Origin of the sequence: Bacillus cereus group sp. BfR-BA-01523, from assembly GCF_022662615.1 — a bacterium.
Classification (GTDB): Bacteria; Bacillota; Bacilli; order Bacillales; family Bacillaceae_G; genus Bacillus_A; species Bacillus_A mycoides.
This window is the reverse complement of sequence record NZ_JAKUDX010000004.1, coordinates 248,432-271,141: the sequence shown is the minus strand read 5'-3', so window position 1 is coordinate 271,141 and position 22,710 is coordinate 248,432. Positions and strand designations below refer to the sequence as shown.

The following is a 22,710-nucleotide window of genomic DNA, read 5'->3' as shown; positions in this document are numbered from 1 at the left end:
TGGCAGTATAAATAATAATTTGAGGTGAATGCATGCTAGATTTTAAGCAATTAGAGATTTGTTTGAAAGAAAAGAGATTCGTAGATGGATTACATGAGATAAATAATGAAATTGCGCATATAAAAGAAACGAATAAGTTATCATACGTGAAGAACTGGCTTTCTAACGTCTCGTCACCTAAGGAGTTTGATACATTAATTCGTCTTGCTGATGAAGGTTTGATGCATCAATATAGCTCCTTTTTAATTCGTTATACTTATAAAAAATTCCCAAATATGAGAACGCTCTCTTTATATTGTGATGAATTAATTGATGAGCGTAAAATCCTTGATGCTGAACAATTGTTAAAAGCTTCTTTGGAAAAGGTAAATGAAGAGGAAACTGATGCGGATGTTTTAACGAAAGCATACTTTACGTTAGTTAGATGTTTGCTAGATATGAAGCGAAATGAAGAGGCCTATGCCTATATGCAAAAGGCGGAAAAATATAGTACGCGTGCAGTTTTTGATAAATGGGGTTACTTATATATACAGACTGGTGAGTGGGAGAAGGCAGAGGAACAACTTTTATTCGGTCAGCAGCATAAAGATTGTGAAGAGTTAGCTACGTACTTATTGGCGCAATTATATGCATATAAAGGTGAACAGCAGCGAGCGTTACAACTCATTAATGATGCGATTGCAAAGTTCCCTCAAGTACCATATTTCTATTTTGAAAAAGTAAAATATTTATTAGATTTAGAGCGCTATGAAGAAATGTTAGCGGTAATAGATAAAATCAATCATATGCTTCCGCATCATGCATATACAACTTATTTTATACATTTACGTGCAGAAGCATTTTATAAAATGAATAATATTCACGATTTGCAAGCACTATTGAAAAGTGAAAAGAGTTTGAAAAATTCTCTATATCATCATATAGAAAAAAATCCTGATGGAAAAAAGGTTCGTTTACCGATAGTTCCGGTTGTACAAAAGGATAACTATTGCGTTCCGACAAGTTTGGAAATGATGTTAGGGGTATGGGGAGAAAAACGTACGCAAGATGAAATTGCACAACATATTTTTGACGTAACAGGTTCTAAGTTTTCAGATACAGTTACATATATAGAAGAGCAAGGTTACGAATATCGTTATTTTCAAGGGAATGAGGAAAATTATAAGAGATTACTCAATCAAGGTATTCCCGTTTTATTAAGTATAGATATTGAGCACGCTTCCCATGTACAAGTGCTTTCTGGTTATGACGATGTACTGCAAGCTTTTTATATTCAAGATCCGAATTTCTTGGAACCGATTCTTGTGGAATATGATAAGTTGCAAGAAAAATATCGTTATACAGATTGTTTAGCTATTACGTTTATACCAAAAGATAGAATGGAACAACTTTCATTTTTAAATGAGGAAGAACACACTTATTATAAAACAATCTTTTCTCTTACAGATCATTTAGGTGAGCAAGATAAAGAGGGAATTGAAAAGTTAGTACTATTTTTAAAAGAAACAAGTGAAAATCCAAACACTTGGTTATATACGATTAAACATTTAGATGCTGAAGTAGATAAAGATTTTATTCAGTTTTGTATAGAAAAATTAATGAAAAAGTTTCCGAGCTCTGACTTTGTGAAATTGCATAGTGCACAGTGTTTTATTCGTCTGCAGGATATGGAAAAAGCAGGACAGATGCTTCAAAGTGTGGAGAAGAAAAGCAATCAAGCGTTGTATCATTTTATAAATGGACGTTATTCTTTTGAGCAAGATAATTATGCAGAATCGATTGCTAGTTTTCGTTCATCATTACAATTGGATGCAGATCAACCAGTTGCGTGGAGTTTCTTAGCATTATCATACATGTATATGGATCAATCCGAAAAGGGGCTAGAGTATTCTCTAACAGCTATAGAACGTAGTCCAGAAAGGTTTACACTTGTAAATCACGGTTTAATTTTAATAGATTTAGAACGATATGAAGAAGCATATGGATTCTTTAATGATTTATTAAAAGAATATAAATATGAAGCGCACATATGGTATGAACGTGCAAGATGTGCTCAGTATTTAGGGAAAGTGTATTTGGCGGTAAAAGGACTTAAAGTGGCGATTCAATTAGATAAAACAGCAGCCTATTTATATACGAAGCTTTCGGAAATCTATGAATCGGATTTGGATGATGAGAAAAATACGAAGGAAATTCTATTACAAGGAATTCAAAATTGTGAAGATCAGGCGTCTTTATATGTTCGTTTAGGAGATTTTCATTTTCAAAATGATGAACTTGAAGAAGCGGAAACTATATATAAGCGTTCTTTAGAAGAAAATAATGAAGATGTATATTCTCATTTCGGTTTAATTCAAGTTTATATGGCAAAGGAACAATATAAGGATGCAAAAAACTATATTGTCAGTATTAATAAGCAATTTGAAGACAATCAAGATTTCCTTATGAATGCTGGTATGGTGTTATGGGATGCTGAAATGGCATTAGGTGAGGATGAAAAAGAGTTAAAACTTGCACTTTCTAAATTAGAGAACGGTATACGAAGCGTATACGCTAATATAGCGAGCGTGTTGGATGAGTATGTAAATCGAATAAAAGACACAGCTTTTGTGCAACGAGGCATAGCATTTTTAAGAACGTTAGAAAAAGAAAAAGAGGATGTAATTGAATACGGTTGTTACGCAGGTGTTTTATATGAATCTATTGGACAGTATGATCAGGCGATAAAACGGTATAATGATGCACTTAAGAAAAAACAAGATTCATTGCCGTATTTCCGTATCGGTGAAACATTCATGGCGTTAGGGCAATTTCAAGAAGCGAAGCATGCGTATGAAACATGTTTAGAAATGGATAAGAACTTCTTAGGTGTACATTTGCAGCTTGCTGAAATATACGAAAAAGAAGAGAATCGTTCCAAAGAACAAAAGCATATGGTCCAGGCGATGAAAGAAGAACCAATGCATATAAATATGGAATATTTAGCGCAGCTTTCAGTAGAAATGAATCTTCAGGAAGAATTGCTAGTTGAACTAGAAAAATTGGAGGAAGAAGTTCCTGAAACATGGCGTTTAGATGCGATTGCATACGTGTTTGGCGCGATGAATGACATAGATAAAGAAAAAGAATATATCGAATGCGCAATGAAAATAGATGAAGCGCATGTGGAAGTACTATATCATTATGCGAAATTGCTAGTTAAAAAGCAGAATGCAGAAGCAATCGAAGTTGCGCTGAAAGTAATGCATAAAGATTTGGAAAGTGAACGTATTTTTGGTGTGTACGTAAAAGCAATGGAACAACATAAAAAATTATCCCAAATACGAGACGTACTTCATACGCTAAAGGTGAAAAAAGCAGAAAGAAGTACAGCGTTTATGTATGCAGCTACTGCGGTTGCCGAAAGATTAGTAGAAAGGCAACAAAATGAGCAACCGAAAAAATCTATATTTACAAGAGCATTTTATCGTATGAAAAATCGTGCGAAGGAAATTTCAATGATTACAGTTATTATTGATTTATTTGAAATCTCCTTAAAGTTAAATCCGAAAAATAGTATGGCAGCGCAGCGTTTCGCAATATTTTATGAGAATGCGGCGATGAATAAAGAAGCTATAGAGGTTTTACAAACATCGTTAGAAAATAAGTGGGATTATGATGTAGCGAAGCAACTTGTAAATCTTTTCATTGAGTGTGAAGAAGAAGATATGTTACGAGACGCTTTTGAATTAACGAAACAAATGGTTCGAGAGCTACCGGATGATTATGATACACTTCTTCTACAAGCGAGTGTATTATGTAAGCTAGGCGAAGAAAGAAAAGCCGAAAAAATTTACTTGCAATTAATTGAGAAAACACCATTTGTAAGTAGAGGATTCCTTGCTTTAGCAGAAATATATCAAAGTCAAGAGAGAATTGAGGACGCGATTCAGTTATTAGAAGACGCTTCTGTATATCATCCGAATGAAACGGCAATTCTTCTTGCTTTAGCATCTTCGTATCATAGAGCTGGGCAAACGACAAAGGCAGAAAAAATAACAAGTGAAATATTAGCAATTGATGCTACTGACTTGTTAGCAAGATACGATCATGCTTGTTATTTAACATCATTAAACAGAAATGAAGAGGCAAGAGATGAACTTGAAATTGTGCTTCGTGAAGATGAAACAGGATTTTTCGCTGAACTTGCAGAGGAAGATGAAGATTTAGCAGGATTGCGAGAATTTGAAAAGTAATTGTATAAGAATAGAGAAAAAGGGTATAAATAAAAATATATTTCGAATTAGTTGACAATTAATTGTTTAATGGCATAAAATAACTTTTAATAAAGTATACAAATCTGAAGACGAGAAAGAGTAAAATAGTGAGCTGTTCTCCAGAGAGCCGGTGTATTGCTGAAAGCCGGTGTGCAGACGTTATTTGAAAATCATCTCCGAGGAGCCGTGGCTGAATAAAGTAAGCTCGGACGGATGTCTACCGTTACAAAGAACGCGTATGTTAGTACGTTGCTAAGTGCTATTAGTGAAAAGCTAATAGAATTAGGGTGGTAACGCGGGTAAACCCGTCCCTACTTCATAGGGGCGGGTTTTTTGTGTGCTTTTAAAACATTCAAAGGAGTGATTGTAGATGAAGAAAGTAGATGTAAAAGAGTCGGCTGTAGGGAGAGAAACACGTATTCGTAAGCAGTGGAACGAACAGGGCATTTTTGAACAATCAATTCAGAATAGAGAAGGCGCACAATCGTTTGTGTTTTATGAAGGACCACCAACGGCGAACGGTTTACCACACGTCGGCCATGCACTTGGTCGGGCAATTAAAGATTTAGTAGCGAGATATAAAACGATGGCTGGATATAAAGTGTTAAGAAAAGCTGGCTGGGATACACATGGATTACCTGTAGAATTAGGCGTCGAAAAACAACTTGGTATTTCAGGTAAGCATGAGATTGAAGAGTACGGCATTGAGCCATTTATTCAAAAGTGTAAAGAGAGTGTATTCACGTATGAGAAGCAGTGGCGTGAATTTACGGAGAGCATTGGATATTGGGTAGATATGGATGATCCATACGTTACTCTAGAGAATCCATATATCGAAAGTGTATGGAATATTTTAGGGACGATTCATGAAAAAGGTTTGTTATATAAAGGACATAGAGTTTCTCCATACTGTCCAAGCTGTCAAACATCGCTTAGTTCACATGAAGTTGCACAAGGATATAAAACAGTGAAAGATTTAAGCGCAACGGTTAAGTTTAAAGTAAAAGATAGTGAAAATGAATATTTCCTTGGATGGACGACAACGCCGTGGACACTTCCAGCGAATGTTGCACTTGCCGTACATCCAAATATGGAATACGTTAAAGCGAAACAAGAAGGATATGTATACATTGTTGCGAAAGAACGTGTACAAGAAGTATTAAAAGAAAACTATGAAGTATTATCTGTTCATAAAGGCGAAGAATTAGTAAACACATCTTATATAGCACCGTTTCCGATGAAGGAAGTTACAAATGGATACCACGTAATTGCAGCAGATTTTGTAACAGCAGATAGTGGTACAGGACTCGTTCATATCGCTCCAGCATATGGGGAGGACGATTATAAAGTCGTTCAAAGTGAAGGGTTATCATTTTTACATGTTGTAGATGAGAAAGGTAAGTATACAGAAGCAGTACCGTTCTTAAAAGGAAAGTTTGTAAAAGAATGTGACGTTGATATCGTTCGTTATTTAGCGAAAGAAGGGTTACTATATCATAAAGAAAAATATGAGCATAGCTATCCGCACTGTTGGCGCTGTGATTCACCATTACTTTATTATGCAGGAGAAAGCTGGTTAATCCGAACAACGGAGATTAAAGAAACATTTTTACGAAATAATGATTCTGTTAAGTGGTATCCAGACCATATGAAGCATGGACGGTTTGGTAAGTTTTTAGAAAACATGGTGGACTGGAATATTAGCCGGAATAGATATTGGGGAACACCTTTAAACGTATGGGAATGTGAAAGCTGCGATCATCAATTCGCACCGAAAAGCATTGCCGAATTAAGAAAGCATAGTACGAAAGAAACACCTGAAGATTTAGAATTGCATAAGCCGTATGTAGATGAAGTGCAAGTTTGCTGCGAAAAATGCGGAAGTACAATGAATCGCACACCAGAAGTAATCGATGTTTGGTTTGATAGTGGTTCCATGCCGTTTGCACAATATCATTATCCATTTGAAAATAAAGAGTTATTTGAAGAACAGTTTCCAGCAGATGTTATTGCAGAAGGCATTGATCAAACACGCGGATGGTTTTATAGTTTATTAGCCGTATCAGCGCTATATACAGGGAAAGTACCATATAAACGAGTGTTATCACTAGGGCATGTTCTAGACGAGGAAGGACAGAAAATGTCTAAAAGTAAAGGAAATGCACTAGATCCAGTTGATTTAGTAAATCAGTTTGGTGCAGATGCTTTAAGATGGGCTCTACTTGTTGACAGTGCTCCGTGGAATGCAAAGCGTTTTTCTGAAAGAACAGTACTGGAAGCAAAATCTAAATTTGTAGATACGTTAGTCAATGTATATAGCTTCTACGTTTTATATGCAAATTTAGATGAGTATAATCCGAAAGAAAAGTATGAAGTTAAACGTACGAAATTAGATGAATGGGTATTATCAAGATTGCATAGCACAACGAAAAAAGTGAGAACAGCACTTGATGATTATCAATTTACGAATGCAGCTCGTGAAATCGCGGCGCTTGTAGATGAAGTCAGTAACTGGTACGTAAGACGATCACGTAATCGTTTCTGGGAATCTGGTATGAATCCTGAAAAAGCAGCTGCGTATGAAACGCTTCATGAAGTGCTTGTAACAATTAGTAAATTAATCGCACCATTTACACCGTTTGTAGCTGAGGATATTCATCTGAATTTAGAAGGAAGAAGCGTTCATTTAGCAGATTATCCGGTTGTAAACGAATCACTTATCCAGCCTGAGTTAGAAGCAGAAATGGATGCTGTTTTACAAGTTGTTGAACTTGGAAGAAGTAACCGTAATCAACATTCATTAAAAGTAAAACAGCCGTTGGCGGAACTTGTATTACTAGCGCATAATGAAAATGATATGGATTGGGAATCTTATCGTGATATCATCATGGATGAGTTAAATGTAAAAGCGTTCCATGTTGAACTCGATGAAACGAAATACACGTCCTATCAATTAAAGCTGAATTTTAAAACGGCTGGGCCGAAGTTTGGTAAAAGTGTGAATGCAGTAAATGGCTGGCTAAAACAATTATCAAAAGAAGAAGTACAACACTTTGTATCTGCAGAAAGAGCAGTTTACGAAGTAGCACCAGGAGAAGAAGTAGTTGTAACAGCTGAAGATGTATTAGTAGAGAAAGTTGCGAAATCAGGATTTTCAAATACGACTAACGGTCAATATACGGTAATGTTAGATACGAATGTAACGGAAGAATTGTTACAAGAAGGAGTAGCACGTGAATTTATTCGTGCAGTTCAAGAATATCGTAAGCAGTTGAATTTACCAGTTAACTTACGGGTTGATGTTACTCTTGATGTAGAAGATGAATTGCAGCATACATTAACGAACCATAAAGAGTTATTAGAAGAAAATTTACTCGTAAAACAATTTATGTTTCATGCATTAACGAAAGAAGATGATGAGCTTTCATTAGGTGAGACAAAAGTTCGCATCAAACTGAGTCCAGCAAATTAAATGAAAAGGAAGTTGGAATCATTCCAACTTCCTTTTTGTATGAAGAGAAATTATCCGGCTAATTTTCTCATAATCCATTCGATAGGACCTCTAGAAAATTTCTTTCTCCATAACACGCTAAATATAACACTGAAAATGAATTATCACCATGACATGAAATTAAAGAGTAATATATTTCTACAGTATTTTTCTAGTTTTACACATAAATATTGAGAAAATTTCACTTACCCAAAATGTAAAGGTAATAGAATTGTTTGTATAGAATTACTCGTAGATTCACTTTATTTCGTTACTTGTGGACAGTAATAGCCTTATAGGAATGGGGTAAAGGGTTCAATTTATTAGGGGGAGTGGTTTTATGTTAAACAAAAAAATGGTGGCAATGGCAATGACTGTACCATTAGTAATGGGGACAATTTCCACAGTTTCAGCATTGGAAAAACAACAGCAAGTAAAGCTAGAAGCTTATTCACCACAGAAAAAAGCAATTGAATATTTAAAAGGACATGCTACGGAATATGGATTGAAGGCGGACCTTTCAGACTTACAATATATTTCTACAACAGAAACATCAGTAGCTTCATATGTTAGGTTCCAACAAGTAGTTAATGGTGCTCCTGTATTTTCAAAACAAATTACAGTTACTCTTAACGGAGAGGGAAAAGGCTTACTTGCAGTTTCTGATTATCAGCCTGTTACAGGTATGAAGGAAGTTACGAAAAAAATTAGTGGAAAAGATGCAGAACAAAAATCGATGGCGTATGTTGGAGGAGAAAGTGAGCAAAACTTATGGGCTCCTACAGAGAAAGAATTCGGATATATTGTGGAAGAGGGAATTGCTCGTCCAGTATATAAAGTGGTAGTCCATTCTAATAATCCATTTGGTGCATGGGAAACATTTATTGACGCGGAAAATGGAAAGTTAATTAAAAAGGTTGATATAAACCGAAAAGCAGAAGGAACAGGGAAAGTATTTTTACCTAATCCTGTCGTATCTAGTGGTAGTAAAACAGGATTAAAAGACAATAATGACGCAGATTCAACAGCATTAACGAATCAATTGAAAACTGTTACGTTAAAAGGTTTAGATGGTACAGGATTTTTAATTGGTGAGTATGTAACAATTTCTTCAAAAGCGAAGACGAAATCTACAAACTTACAATTTAATTTTACACGCGCAAATGATAGTTTTGAAGATGTTATGTCATATTATCATATTGATACATTACAGCGTTACATTCAAGGATTAGGCATTAACAATATTAATAATCGTTCTATTAAAGTGAATGTAAATGGTACAACTGATGATAACTCATTTTATTCACCATCAACGAAAGCTTTAACTTTCGGTACTGGAGGAGTAGATGATGCAGAAGATGCGGGCATTATCGCGCATGAATATGGACATTCTATTCAAGATAATCAAGTACCAGGCTTCGGAAGTTCACCAGAAGGTGGAGCGATGGGAGAAGGATTTGGAGACTTCTTAGGTGCTACTTATGAAGATGCAGTATCCACAACAGGTTACGGAAAAGCATGTATTGGAGAGTGGGATGCGACTGCGTATTCTAGTTCAGATCCGACGTGCTTACGCCGATTAGATACGAATAAAGTATATCCGAAAGATATAACGAATGAAGTGCATAATGACGGGGAAATATGGGCTCAAGGTCAATATGAAATGGCGCAAGCTTTTGGACGTGATGTAGCAACAAAAATTATTTTACAATCACATTGGTCATTAACGCCAAATGCGAAATTCCGTGATGGAGCGAAAGCGATTAAACAAGCAGATGCTCTTTTATACGGCGGACAACACGCAGCTGAAATTGATCGAATTTGGACAGCGAGAGGAATTAGTACGAATTAATATAAAACGTCGTGGCATTTATAAGCCACGACGTTTTTAATTTGTTCAAGGACTGGTACTAGTAAATTAAATTATATCAGTGATAATATAAATTTATTGGCGATTCATTTCATACACTAGCGATTCGACAAAATTACTATTTTTCTTCTTTAAAAACAAAATGCTCTTTAAACTTTCTAGCTTCAACTTTTTGACCGTTTCGCATAGAGCGGAAAGGATGTTCTTGCCACGTAATGATAACGTCAACCTCATCTGCTTTTGTAGAAACTGGGAAGTTAGCATGTTCAAATCCAGTTTTTCCACTTGCTAGACGACCTTCTTTTAGGGAAAAGAGTTCGTATTTTGTTTTCATATTTGGTTCATTGCGGAAGACTTCAACTTGTACGTTATATACTTCGTTTTCTCCAACATTCTTTACCGAAAATTGATATGTTTGAAATTTATCTTTTTTAGCTTGAAGCATATTTTCACTTGTTTTTTTCGGTTCATCAATATTCACTTGCCATTGATCAGAGTTTTGAGAGATTGGTAAAGATTTTGGTGAATAGGCGTATGTTTCATTAACTACAACTAAGCATAATAATAGGAGAAAGAAACTAATTGTTTTTTTCATATAAACACCTCGCTACAAAATTTTTATTAATATGCGTAAATGAAACGGATTTTATGTAATAAAATGGAAAAAGGTGATACTTTGATTCAAATGAATTTGAAAAAACTTGAAGAGGTAGTAGATGGAGAAGGATTACAAGAATCGTTTCATCATATAGAAATACATGGTGTCTGCATAGATTCCAAAAACATTAAAGAAGGAAATTTATTCGTTCCAATCATTAGGGAGAAGGATGGACATGGTTATGTGAAAGAAGCAATGGATAATGGAGCTGTCGCTTCATTATGGAAAAAGTCTTACGGTACTCCGCCAAAAGGGATACCAATTATATTTGTAGATGACACTTTGTTTGCTTTGCAACAATTGGCACAATTTTATCGACAAGGGCTAGATGTAAAAGTAATCGGAATTACTGGTAGTAATGGCAAGACAAACGTAAAAGATATAATAAGCACGATTTTAAGTACAACTCATCGTGTGCATAAAACAAAGGGCAATTTTAATAGTCAAATCGGTTTGCCGTTAACAATTTTAGAAATGAAACGAGATACAGAGTTTTTAATACTTGAAATGGGAATGAGTGAGAAAGGACAAATTCGAAATTTATCACAAATAGCACAGCCAGATGTAGCGATAATTACAATGATTGGACAGTCTCACTTAGAAACACTTGGATCAAGAGAAGAGATTTCGAAGGCTAAATTAGAAATTATAGACGGATTAAAAGAGGAAGGATTGCTCTTATATAATGGTGATGAGACATTACTTTCTCAAAAAAATAATGTACTAGTTCTAGAATGTAAGTCATTTGGTGAAAAGGATACAAATGATTTGTTTCCAACAAACGTGCAATTAGATGGATATGGTGTTCATTTTAAATTAAATGATTCAAAAATACAGTATGATGTCCCCTTACATGGAAAACATAATATTTTAAATACGATTGTTGGAATCGCTGTAGGTCAATTTTACAATGTCCCTACAGAAAAAATACAGGATGCATTGAGGCAAATAAATATTACTCATATGCGCTTTCAATTTTTAACTGCTAAAACAGGTTTTACGATTATTAATGATGCATGGAATGCCAGTCCATCTTCAATGAAGGCTGCAATTGAAACGTTAGAGAAGTTAAATGCTTATGAGAAAAAAATCATTGTCATTGGGGATATGTTGGAGTTAGGGAAGGAAGCTGAAACTTATCATAGAGAAATTGGTAAAATGTTAAATCAAGAGAATATTTCATATGTGTTTACTTATGGAGAGATGGCAGAAATAGTGGCGGAAGAAGCAAGAAAGAAATATGATACAGGAAAAGTACAGTCATATAATAATAAAGCTAAGATAGCAGAGGAAGTATTGAAAATTATAACGAAAAAGGATGTCGTATTATTGAAAGGCTCTCGTGGAATGGCTTTAGAGGAGATTGTGCAAAATTGGATATGAAAAATCAGAATATATTTTAAAAAAGCTTGCGTTTTATAAAATAAAGAGATAGAATACTCTGTAAATATAAAAAGTGATGATTAGGAAAAGTACATGATGTAAGGGTCTACAGAGAGCAATCGGTTGCTGGGAAGATTGCGATACCGCATGATGGAAAGACACCTGTGAGTGTTGCTTTGAACGTGATTATTAGTAAAAGCAAACGGTACCTACCGTTATCAGGACTAAGATGGTCATTATGACAATTTGGGTGGTACCGCGGAAAAATCCGTCCCTATTTATAGGGGCGGATTTTTGTATTCTTTGAAAGGAGGTGAGTGAACGTGGATGATGACGACGACAACAACAATAACAATAACGTAAATAAAAATAAAATTAATGGAGGGAAATATAATGGATCAAATAATGAAGCGTTCACTCACACGAGAATGTACGGAGCATAGCGGAAAGGTTGTATTACTACAAGGATGGGTAAAAAAGATTCGTCATCTAGGCAATGTTAGTTTTTTATTATTAAGGGATCGTACCGGAGTTGTTCAATGTGTATTAGAAAACGAGTTAGCTGGATATAAAGTTGATGTTGAAAGTGTCGTCCAAGTAATTGGTGAAATAGTAACGACAACGAAAACAGAATTAGGGGTTGAAGTACTTGCTCATGAAGTGAAAGTATTAAATGGTGCAGAACAACTTCCATTTGAAATAAATAAGAAGAAGTTACAGGTTGGCTTAGATCAACTATTGAATGAGCGGGTATTATCATTAAGACATGAGCGAATCGCTGCGATTTTTAAAGTGAAATCTACACTTGTTCAAAGCTTTAGTGAATTTCTAATAGAGAACGATTTCACACGTGTATTTACTCCGAAAATTGTCTCGCAAGGGGCAGAAGGAGGAGCAAATGTTTTTAAGCTTTCATATTTCCAAAAAGAAGCGTATTTAGCTCAATCACCACAATTTTATAAACAAATGATGGTAGCGGGAGGACTTGAACGTGTTTTTGAAATTGCTCCTGTGTACCGGGCGGAACATCATAACTCTTCACGACATTTAAATGAATATATATCGTTAGATGTAGAGCTTGGATTTATAAATGATTTTTATGAAGTGATGCAATTAGAAACGGATGTTTTACGATATATGTTTCAACAAGTAGGAGAAACATGCGAGAAAGAACTACAACTATTACAAATAGAAGTACCTGTCATTACTGAAATTCCTAAAATCACATTGTTAGAAGCACAAGATATTTTGAAAAATAAATACCGGAAAGAATCGCCGATTGGGGATTTAGATACAGAAGGTGAAAAGTTATTAGGGAAATATGTGAAGGAAACATATAATAGTGAATTTGTCTTTATTACACATTATCCGAAAGAAGCGCGACCGATGTATACAATGCCGAATAAGGAGAACGAAGCCATAACGGATTCATTTGATCTATTATATAAAGGATTAGAAATAACGTCAGGTGCACAGCGTATTCATAATCATGAAATGTTACTCGCATCTTTTAAAGAAAAAGGATTACATCCAGAGAAATTTCAATCTTATTTAAATACATTCCGATATGGTTGTCCACCGCATGGCGGTTTTGGAATTGGATTAGAAAGGGTTGTATATAAACTTTTAGAATTAACAAACGTACGAGAGGCGAGCGCTTTTCCGAGAGATTGTACACGTCTTATGCCATAACATTAAAACCCTTCTATATTATAGAAGGGTTTTATGCATTTCAACATAAGTTAAAGGAGATAATAATGGATTTTTGTGTGAAAAAATGTAAATTATATCAAGAAAATTTTATAATGAATTGAGAAAAAGAAAATTCATAAGTTATAATAAAATATGAATATAAAAATAGTTCATATAATAATGTATGGAAGGGTATGAAACATGCTATATCAAACACAAGCAACACAACAAACACCAGCTTATATAATCTATCTTCTGGATGTAAGCGCATCAATGAATCAAATGATGGATGCAGGCGGAGAAGAAAAAAGAAGAATTGATATTGTAACGGATGCTCTTTCTTTAGCGATTCGCCAAATGGTATTTCGTTCAACAAAAGGTAGTCGCCTGCTTCCAAGGTATAAGTTATCTATTTTAGCCTATAGCGATCATGTTTTTGATCTATTGGGTGGGGTGAAAACAATAGACGAAGTAGCAAGACTGCGCCCACTAGAAAAAATCCAAACGCATCGCTTAACTGATACAGCAAAAGCTTTCTCTGTAGTGGAGAAGTTATTGCAAATGGAATTACCAAATTTACAAGATGGGCCAGCTCCTGTGGTCTGTCATATGACAGACGGCGCTTCAACTGGTGAAGATCCAGAATTAATTGTGCGAAGAATTATGGATATGTCTGTACCTGATGGAAATGTGTTAATTGAAAATATTTTTATTTCAGATGAAATTATGCAAGACCAAATTACTAATATAAAGAAGTGGCAAGGTATTATGCCAAATACAGAAATTACGGATGAGTACGGAGCAAAGTTGCAAAGACTTTCATCGCCTATCCCTCAAAGCTATCGTGAGATGATGACTGAATATGGTTTCCATATTGCAGATGGTGCGGTGATGATGTTTCCTGGTACAAATGCGGATTTAGTATCACTTGGATTTCAAATGTCTGCTGCAACGCCGGTTCGATAGGAGGGAGAAGTATGGTGAAATATATCCTATCGCAAGAGAAAGAAACGGTATTGCAAGAAAAGAAAAGCAAACACAAACATTTTACTTATCGATATAGCTATGTCAGAGCAAAAGAAACGCAGGATTTAAATGAGAGTGGACAGGACTTCTTAGTATTTCAAGATAATGGAACTAGTTTCATATTTGTTTTATGTGATGGTGTAGGGATGTCTTTCCACGGTGAAATTGCTGCAGAGTTTCTTGGTATGAAGTTATTAAACTTGTTTGAAACGTGTCAAGAAAGTGGACAGGATATTCCTACATTATTAGATGAACAGTTAAATAATTGGATAGAAGAAGCTTCAGAGGAAGTGAGTGCATTTCGATTGCCAGAAGAAACACCGTGGTTACTTCGCGATGTATTAGAAGAAAAGCGAAAACAAGGTAGTGAAGCGATGTTTATCGGTGGGAAAATAGAGCTCATTCCAAATCAAGACAAAGTACAAATAACGATAGTTGTACATGGTGATTCATTTGTACAATTGTTTCAAGATAAGAAGAATTGTTCGAATGTAGTGAAGTTTGAGAGAAATATAGAGAAAAGATGGTCTACACAGCGTGGCATTATTGGAGGTGCATTGGAGGTATTTTCAAAGACATTATCCAGAGAAGAAGTAAACCGGATAGTTATTCATTCAGACGGACTTGTATCGCTTAAGCAGTATAACTTTGAGGAAGTCTTAAAAGAAATAGAGAGGGCGCAGTGCTCACCGACAAGCGATGATATTTCATTTATAGATATTTCTTGGTAACAACACGATGGAAAAAGGTGAATAAAACGTGGAAGAGATTATTGTGACGTACATAAAACAATCAAATGAAGAAATAGATATTGCGATTCCTAATGATATAAAAGTAGTGCAAATTATTGAAGCGATTTTACATCATGAAAAAATAGACGAAGCATTGGGCGGTATCTATGAAATTAGAGTGGCAAAAGATAAAGAAGAATGGCATTCTATACGAAATGATGAAACGTTGCGCGATAATGATGTTTGGGATGGACAATATGTAATGCTATATAAAAAAGGGGCAATTATCCCTTCTTTTGAAATGCAACCGGCAGAAGAAGTTTATAATGAACCTGTTAAACCAGATATATCTTCAAGTAGAGAAGATTATGTATGGAAAATCATTGAGTAATAGTTTTTGAATGGGGAAGGAGAAATGTTTTGTGCAAAAATCACCGTATTTTCAACGCTCTCCGCGTGTGAAAGTAGATATACCAACAGGGGATGTTATTATTCATGATCCGCCGAATATACCGGAGGAGCCGAAGTTTTCAATTGAAACAATGTTACTTCCAGCAATGATGACGATTTTAACATTGGTATTATATTTTGTAATGATGAAATTTATGAAGATGAATTCAAGTTATATGCCATTAATGATGGTTTCAAGTATTCCAATGTTAGGATCATATGTAATTACAACGATGGGGCATTTCCGTAAAAAGAAAGAACATCGTCAAATGGTTGAACAATTACAAACAAGATACTTAGAGCAAATTCAAAAGCATCGAGTGGAATTAGATACGTTAAAGGTTGAACAAGCAAAATATTTAATTACACAAAATCCAAGCCCATTAAAAAGTGTACAAAGAATTGAAAACCGAGAAAGTAATTTATGGGAGCGAACACCTGAAAGTCCGGACTTTTTAGATATTCGTATTGGAACAGGTGAGAGACCATTTCTTGTAGAATTGAAGGTACCTGAACAGAAAGGTTATGAAGAAAATCCATTAGTTACAGAAGCACAAAATGTGAAAAGGGATTTCAATACGATACCTAATGGACACATTTCAATTTCTTTGAAAAAAAACGATGTAATTGGTGTAGTCGGAAATAAAGAAGATAGACTAAACTTTATTCGAATTGTAACGACGCAAATTATGACACATCATGCACCAAATGAAGTGAAAATAGCAGCTTTTTATCATGAGAAGGAGAAAAAACAGTGGGATTGGATGAGGTGGCTTCCTCACGTATGGGATGAACAGAGAAGTATGCGTTTTTTATCTGAAAATCAACAAGATGCGCAGAATCTAGCTGAAGTACTCTTTACCCCACTTAACATGCGCAGAATCTACAATTCTTCTGCGCAAGCGGATGCAAAAGTTCCTTTAATTCCAATGTATGTCTTTTTCTTATCGGCGAGAGAATTTTTAGAGGATGATCCTTTAACTCCAATGTTACTTAGAGAAGGTGAAAGTGTAGGAGCTTCTACATTTATTTTTGCGGAACAAAGGGAACGGTTACCGATGGAATGTGATCTTGTTATTAGCTTAAATGGGGAAAAAGGTGAGTTAGTAGAAACATTTTCAAATTCAGCTGAAAACAGCGGGACAACCCGTGCTAGTTTTAAAGTAGATCGACTTTCATTCGAACGATGTGAATTAGGAGCGCGAAGCATTGCACCGATTCGAATGAAAAGTTCTACAGCAGCCAACATTCCGAAAGTATTAACATTTTTAGACTTGTTTCAAGCTAAAAACATGGAAGAGTTACAAGTGCTCGAGAAATGGAAAGAAAATCGATATCCGACTTCATTACCAGTCCCGATTGGTGTAAGAGAAGGAAGTAAACCTGTTTTTCTAAATATTCACGATAAGATAGAGAAAAAAGGGCATGGTCCGCACGGTTTAATGGCTGGTACAACAGGGTCAGGGAAAAGTGAAGTGATTCAGTCTATTATAGCGGCGTTAGCAGCAACCTATCATCCTCATGAGATGGCATTTATGCTTATCGATTATAAGGGTGGTGGAATGTCAAACACATTTGCAGGATTACCGCATATTATTGCATCTATTACAAACTTAGAAGATCCAAACTTAATTGAGCGTGCCAGAATTTCATTAAAGGCAGAATTAGAGCGTAGACAAAAGTTATTCATTCAGGCTGGAAATGTCCAACATTTAGATGAATATTATGAAACAAGCTGGCGTGAAAAAGAACCTTTACCACATTTATTTATTGTTATTGATGAGTTTGCTCAAATGAAAAAGGAACAACCGGAATTTATGGACGAGCTAATTAGTGTCGCTGCAATAGGAAGGACATTAGGAGTTCACTTATTATTAGCAACTCAAAAACCTTCGGGGGTTGTAAATGACAAGATTTGGAGTAACTCGCGTTTTCGAATTTGTTTACGTGTACAAGATGACGCGGATAGTCGTGAAATGTTAAAGATTCCAGACGCATCTAAAATCAATGTACCAGGACGGGGATACCTACAAGTCGGCAGTAATGAAGTGTTAGAATTGTTTCAATCTGCATGGAGCGGAGCACCTTATAATCCAGATGAAGAGAAAGTTCTTGATGTTGTTGACTTTACAGAAGTTAAGCTTTCAGGTGAAAGAATAAAAGTGAAAAAGCGTCCAAAACCAATGACAAATAGTCCAAAGCAATTACAAGCTTTTATTCAATATGTACAGAGCGTATCAGAAAAAGAAAATATTAAAGCATTACCAGGACCTTGGTTAGCACCTTTACCAGAGAAACTATTATTAAATCAATTCTATGAAATAGAGAATTGGAATGCGGATGTATGGAAGCAAAGAGAAGATGAATTGCAGTTAACGGTAGGATTAATCGACGATGTGGCAAATCAAGCGCAGTATCCTTTGAAATTAGATGTACAAGAGGGGCATTTAAATATTTACGGTATGCCAGGTACAGGGAAAACGACTTTCTTACAAACAATTATTATGTCTCTGGCACTGTCTCATACGCCAGAGGAAGTAAACTTTTATGTGGTTGATTTTGGTCGCATGTTTTTAGACTTTAAAGATTTACCACATATGGGTGGAATTGTACAAGAAGACGAAATTGAAAAAATGAAACGATTGTTTAGCTCTTTGAAAAAGGAAGTCACATATCGGAAAGAATGTTTTTCTGATGTGGGAGCAAAATCTTTCGCGATGTATAACCGAATGGTAGAAAGAAAGATTCCAGTTATTGTCGTAATGATAGATGGTTATATTAGGTTCCGAAGTGAGTATGAGAAGGAAAATGAAATTTTAGAGCTATTATTACGTGAGTCAAGTACGTACGGTATTCATTTTCATTTTTCACTCAACCAAACAAATGATATGTTTGACCGTGTTCGTAACAATATTCCGATGGCGATTTCGTTTGAATTGCAAGATAGAACAGAATACTATAGTTTACTTGGAAGACCAAAATTCCCATTAATTGATGTACCATCTGGACGTGGTTTAGTGAAAGGGCAGCCCCCAGAACTATTCCAAGCAGCATTGCCTTTTATCGGAGAAAATGAATTGGAATATTCTCAGCAATTAAAAACAATTATTCAAAAAATGAATGGGGCATGGACTGGAGAGAAAGCGAAATCAATTCCAATGGTTCCAAAACAGTTGTTTGCTGAAGATATGCTAGAACAATCAGAATCATCGCGAATTTGTGTAGGTATCGAAACAGAAGATATTCGCTTGCAAAACTTTTCATTGGAAGAAATGACAAATATTTTCATTGGCGGAAGAATTGAAGGTGGTAAGACATCTTTATTACAAACACTGATTTTTTCTCTTACCTATCAACATGCACCTGAAGAAATTGAATTACTCATGATTGATTTAAGCGAAAAAACAACTGGTATTTTAGCTCTTGGAGAATTACCTCATGTTAAAAAGCGAATTACAGATGGAGTACAATTAAAAGAAATGTTAGATGAGTTGCTAGAAGTAATAAATAACAGAGAAGTAGTCATGCCGTCTTTAAATCCAAATGAAAAAATGAAGTTTCCATATTCGAGGATTATTATTGTTATTGATGATATTGATCAAATGCTGGCGTTATTATCTACTGATTTTGATGCGAAAAATAAAATAGAGCAAATTGTTCAAAATGGAAGAAATAAAGGGATCCATTTTGTTGCAGCTGCTACAACTTCAAGTGTAACTAATTATTCACATGAAAAATGGTTTGCGGAAATCAGAAAACGAAGCTTTAGTTATTTATTAGGCACCACACAAAATAATGATGTGTATTTCTTTAATATAAAGCTTAAGCATACAGAAATGGATCAAGAATTCCAAAGCGGGGAAGGATATTTTATACGCAGACAACCTATGAAAGTAAAATGTGCTTTTACACCGCTACATTTACTACATGATTTAACAAAAAAGGTTGCTAGGAAATGGTTAGAATCTAAAAAAAGAGTATAAAATTAGGTAATTTACAAAAAAATACTATTTTTTTGTGAATTACCCCTTTAAAAATAGTGTGAATATAGTTTATAATCTAATTGTTATAATATTAGTAGATTGAAAGGGGAAATACAGGATGACACAAATTAAAATTACACCTGAACAACTTGATCAAATTGCTGGACGCTTTACAAACGCAGCAGCTGAAGCTCAACAACAAATCAATAACCTTGGAAATGACATTGAAAGTTTAAATGGGCAATGGTCTGGGGCAACACAAGATAAGTTCAGAGCGAACTTTAGTGATGCTAGACAAGAAATGCTAAAATACATTCCGATTCTAGAACACATTTCTGCCGATTTGAAAAACATTGCTACTAACTTCCGTAACGCAGATAACTCATATTAATAGCAGAACAATTGCAAAAGGCCAGGAGCTATTGTTCCTGGCCTTTTCTTTAAAAATTGTCATATGAGAGTAAGGGGATAAAATGGGATTCAGACCAGAAGTGGGAGAAAAAATTGTTTTTAATAAAGATGCTTATCATTTTGCAAAGCATCCAGCAGTTATTGGGATTGATATGCCATATGGGCAAGAAGGTAGACAAGGAACGGTATATCAGCTACAACATGAAAATAGTATAGATCGAATCGCATTAAAAGTTTTTAAGGAACGCTATCGTGATGAAAAACATCAATTAGTATTTTTAAAACCACTTTCTTCTATAGCGGGTCTTAAAGTATGTTCACGTTACATTGTTACAAAAGAAGAACATACATCTGTAATTGAAAAGTCAGAAGATCTTGCGAATAGTATTGTGATGCCTTGGATTGAAGGGCCAACTTGGGCTGATATTTTACAAGAGCAACGAATGTTATCAAAACAGCAATGTTTTTTTATTGCAGAAGCATTTCTAACAACACTTAAAACAATGGAAGAAAATGAGATTGCTCATAATGACTTGTCATCTAGTAACATACTAATACCTTTTTTAAGTGAAAATCCTATTGAAGGTCAACACCGTATTGAGCTTGTTGATGTTGAGCAAATGTATGGGCCAAAAAGTAAAAGACCTTCGTTATTGCCAGCAGGTTCAGCGGGTTATGCGCCAATGTATTTAAAAAGCGGGGTATGGCAAAAAGAAGCCGATCGATTTGCTGGTGCTATTTTATTAGGAGAAATATTAAGCTGGTGTAGTGAAGAAGTTCGAAATACAAAATGGACGGATGCAAGTTACTTTAAAACGGAAGAAATGCAGACCGAATGTGAAAGATATACGTTACTTCAGCAAGTATTACATAATCAATGGAATGGGGAAATTGCTAGGCTATTTAAGCAGGCATGGAATAGTAACTCTTTCGCAGAATGTCCAAGCTTTGCACAGTGGTACGATGCATTTAATAGCGCAAGAGAAATAATAAAAATTGATGCGGAAAGGCAGTCAGCACAAGAACATTCTCTTTTTGTATCGAAATGTTTGGAAATTGCAAGATTGTTTGAAGAGAGAGGACTTAAACAAGCGGCATTATATGAATATAAAAAAATTTTCAATTCACTTAATCCATCAACAGCTCTAAAACAAGAACTCGCATATATCATTCAAACTATGGAGAGTCAAGAGCCTGAAATAAATCAAAAAAAGGTACTACAAATTTATTTGGAACTAGCTACTGAATTGGAACGAGAAAACAATGCAGAATTTGCTTGTTTCGTCTATTCACGAATCGTACAATTTCCAAACATTGATCATGCGTTAAAAAAGGAAATTGAAAGCATTATTGAAGAGATAAAAGAAGAACAAGGAACACAGCCGCAGCAAGAAATAGCAGCCACAATTACAGTTCCTAATAGCATTTTACAGAGTCGGAAACAACCAAAAAAACAAGTTGAATATGATATAGATGATGAAATTTTAAATGCAAAAGCATCGAATCAACCACTTACAGTAGCGCATGAACAAAGTGAACCGTCTGCTTTTTCTAAATGGTGGAAAAAGAATAAGAAACGGATTTTGATTATTGGCTCAATAGTAGTAGTTGTTATAGGTGGTTCAACGTTATTTTATTTCTATACAACAAACGCTAAATATCAAAAATATATGGAAGAAGCACGACAAGCTTATCATGATAAAAAATATACAAAAGCAGAAGAGGCTGTTGGTCATGCAATTACAGTGAAAGGAAGAGACGAAGCGCATCTTCAATTAGCAACAATTTACGTTGCTGAAGGAAAGAATAAAATTGCAATCGATTATATTACCAAATTAATAAAGGATAGAGAAATTGATAAAGAAAATAATGAAGCTGCCTATTTATTAGCTTCAGCAAATTTCCGCATCGGAAAATATCAAGAAGCAGTGTTGAATTTTGAACAAGCATTAGCGAATAATGCAAAAGGAATTGAACCGTATAAAAAAGATGCTATGCGAGATTTAGCTGTAAGTCATATGAAGATGAAAGAATTTGAAAAAGCAGAAGATGTTATTGTCAAAATGAGTACGAAGACAAATGAGGATAAGGCAATTGTTTCGTATTTAAAAGGGCAACTATCAACAGCAACTGTGCAGTTAGACAAAGCGGAGTCTTTCTTTAAAGAAGCTATTATACAAGATTCAAAGAATGCCATATATACAATTGAACTTTCAAATTTATATGTGCTTTGGAATAAAACAAACCTAATTGATAGTGCGAAAAAAGAAATGAATTATCAACAGGCATCTCAAGTATTACAGGCTGCGATTCAAAAAGATATGAAAAATATAGAATTATTAAATCAACTTGGAATTGTGTATTATGAAGCTGGTCAATTTTACGAAACGCGAGATGGTGCAAAGAGTAATGCTGCGTATCAACAAGCATTGGACGCTTACAATAGAGTTGTCAACAGTGGGACTCGCGACATAAATACGCTTGTAAATATAGGGATTTTATACGATAAAGTGGGACAAGGAAATGAAGCAGAGAAATTTTTTACAGAAGCATACTCACAAAATGATGAAGATCCACATGTGAACTTTGCATTTGGAATGTTCAAAATTAAACAGAAAAAATATGAAGAAGCGAGCCACTTCTTAAGAAAAACAGTACAAGCAAATGAAAATGAAGCTGAAGTAAGAGCAGCACAAGAAAAACTAGCAGAAATGAAAACAAACGGCTGGATTCAATAAAGATAGGAAAAGGGGAAAAAGG

General features: G+C 35.0%; 12 protein-coding genes, 1 pseudogene and 2 other annotated features. Of the genes and pseudogenes, 11 read left to right on the top strand and 2 right to left on the bottom strand.

Features of this window, described 5'->3' with window-relative positions; all coding sequences use genetic code 11:
• The first annotated feature begins 32 nt into the window (after positions 1-32).
• The gene (locus MR066_RS13290; RefSeq protein ID WP_242247446.1) at positions 33-4,235 is read left to right on the top strand and encodes a bacteriocin-processing peptidase family protein; all 4,203 of its coding nucleotides are present in this window, start codon (positions 33-35) and stop codon (positions 4,233-4,235) included.
• A gap of 98 nt (positions 4,236-4,333) precedes the next feature.
• Positions 4,334-4,572: a binding site (T-box leader), on the top strand.
• A gap of 54 nt (positions 4,573-4,626) precedes the next feature.
• Positions 4,627-7,728 (top strand): isoleucine--tRNA ligase, encoded by a 3,102-nt coding sequence (gene ileS, locus MR066_RS13285; RefSeq protein WP_242247445.1) that lies wholly within the window; start codon positions 4,627-4,629, stop codon positions 7,726-7,728.
• A gap of 50 nt (positions 7,729-7,778) precedes the next feature.
• On the opposite strand, the pseudogene MR066_RS13280 reads toward ileS, so the two are convergent.
• Positions 7,779-7,868: pseudogene (locus tag MR066_RS13280) on the bottom strand (DUF418 domain-containing protein); the annotation flags it as partial.
• Between the two features lie 218 nt (positions 7,869-8,086).
• Between MR066_RS13280 and MR066_RS13275 the strand changes: the two are divergent.
• Positions 8,087-9,598, top strand: a complete 1,512-nt coding sequence (locus tag MR066_RS13275; RefSeq protein ID WP_242247444.1) for a M36 family metallopeptidase — start codon at positions 8,087-8,089, stop codon at positions 9,596-9,598.
• Positions 9,599-9,734: 136 nt separating this feature from the next.
• Here the strand turns inward: MR066_RS13275 and MR066_RS13270 are convergent, their stop codons facing one another.
• Positions 9,735-10,211: a hypothetical protein gene (locus MR066_RS13270; RefSeq protein WP_242247443.1), complete on the bottom strand. Its 477-nt coding sequence runs from the start codon at positions 10,209-10,211 to the stop codon at positions 9,735-9,737.
• A gap of 63 nt (positions 10,212-10,274) precedes the next feature.
• On the opposite strand from MR066_RS13270, the gene MR066_RS13265 reads away from it, so the two are divergent.
• From MR066_RS13265 to MR066_RS13230, 8 genes are all read left to right on the top strand, one after another.
• The gene (locus MR066_RS13265) at positions 10,275-11,657 is read left to right on the top strand and encodes a UDP-N-acetylmuramoyl-tripeptide--D-alanyl-D-alanine ligase (protein WP_242247442.1); all 1,383 of its coding nucleotides are present in this window, start codon (positions 10,275-10,277) and stop codon (positions 11,655-11,657) included.
• Positions 11,658-11,724: 67 nt separating this feature from the next.
• Positions 11,725-11,936, top strand: a binding site (T-box leader).
• A gap of 114 nt (positions 11,937-12,050) precedes the next feature.
• Entirely contained in the window at positions 12,051-13,349 is a 1,299-nt protein-coding gene (gene aspS, locus MR066_RS13260) for an aspartate--tRNA(Asn) ligase (RefSeq protein ID WP_061688402.1), read from the top strand.
• Between the two features lie 201 nt (positions 13,350-13,550).
• On the top strand, positions 13,551-14,315 hold the full coding sequence (locus MR066_RS13255; protein WP_012260832.1) for a vWA domain-containing protein: 765 nt from the start codon (positions 13,551-13,553) through the stop codon (positions 14,313-14,315).
• An 11-nt stretch (positions 14,316-14,326) separates the two neighbouring features.
• Positions 14,327-15,106, top strand: a complete 780-nt coding sequence (locus tag MR066_RS13250) for a hypothetical protein (protein WP_242247441.1) — start codon at positions 14,327-14,329, stop codon at positions 15,104-15,106.
• Positions 15,107-15,134: 28 nt separating this feature from the next.
• Complete coding sequence (locus tag MR066_RS13245) at positions 15,135-15,497, top strand: EsaB/YukD family protein (protein ID WP_242247440.1); 363 nt, start codon at positions 15,135-15,137, stop codon at positions 15,495-15,497.
• 31 nt (positions 15,498-15,528) lie between these two features.
• A complete protein-coding gene (gene essC / locus MR066_RS13240) occupies positions 15,529-19,539 on the top strand; it encodes a type VII secretion protein EssC (protein WP_242247439.1) in 4,011 nt (1,336 codons plus the stop codon).
• Positions 19,540-19,657: 118 nt separating this feature from the next.
• The gene (locus MR066_RS13235) at positions 19,658-19,930 is read left to right on the top strand and encodes a WXG100 family type VII secretion target (RefSeq protein ID WP_002158043.1); all 273 of its coding nucleotides are present in this window, start codon (positions 19,658-19,660) and stop codon (positions 19,928-19,930) included.
• 82 nt (positions 19,931-20,012) lie between these two features.
• Positions 20,013-22,688, top strand: coding sequence for a tetratricopeptide repeat protein (locus MR066_RS13230; protein WP_242247438.1), 2,676 nt, complete (start codon positions 20,013-20,015; stop codon positions 22,686-22,688).
• The last annotated feature ends 22 nt before the right edge of the window (positions 22,689-22,710 follow it).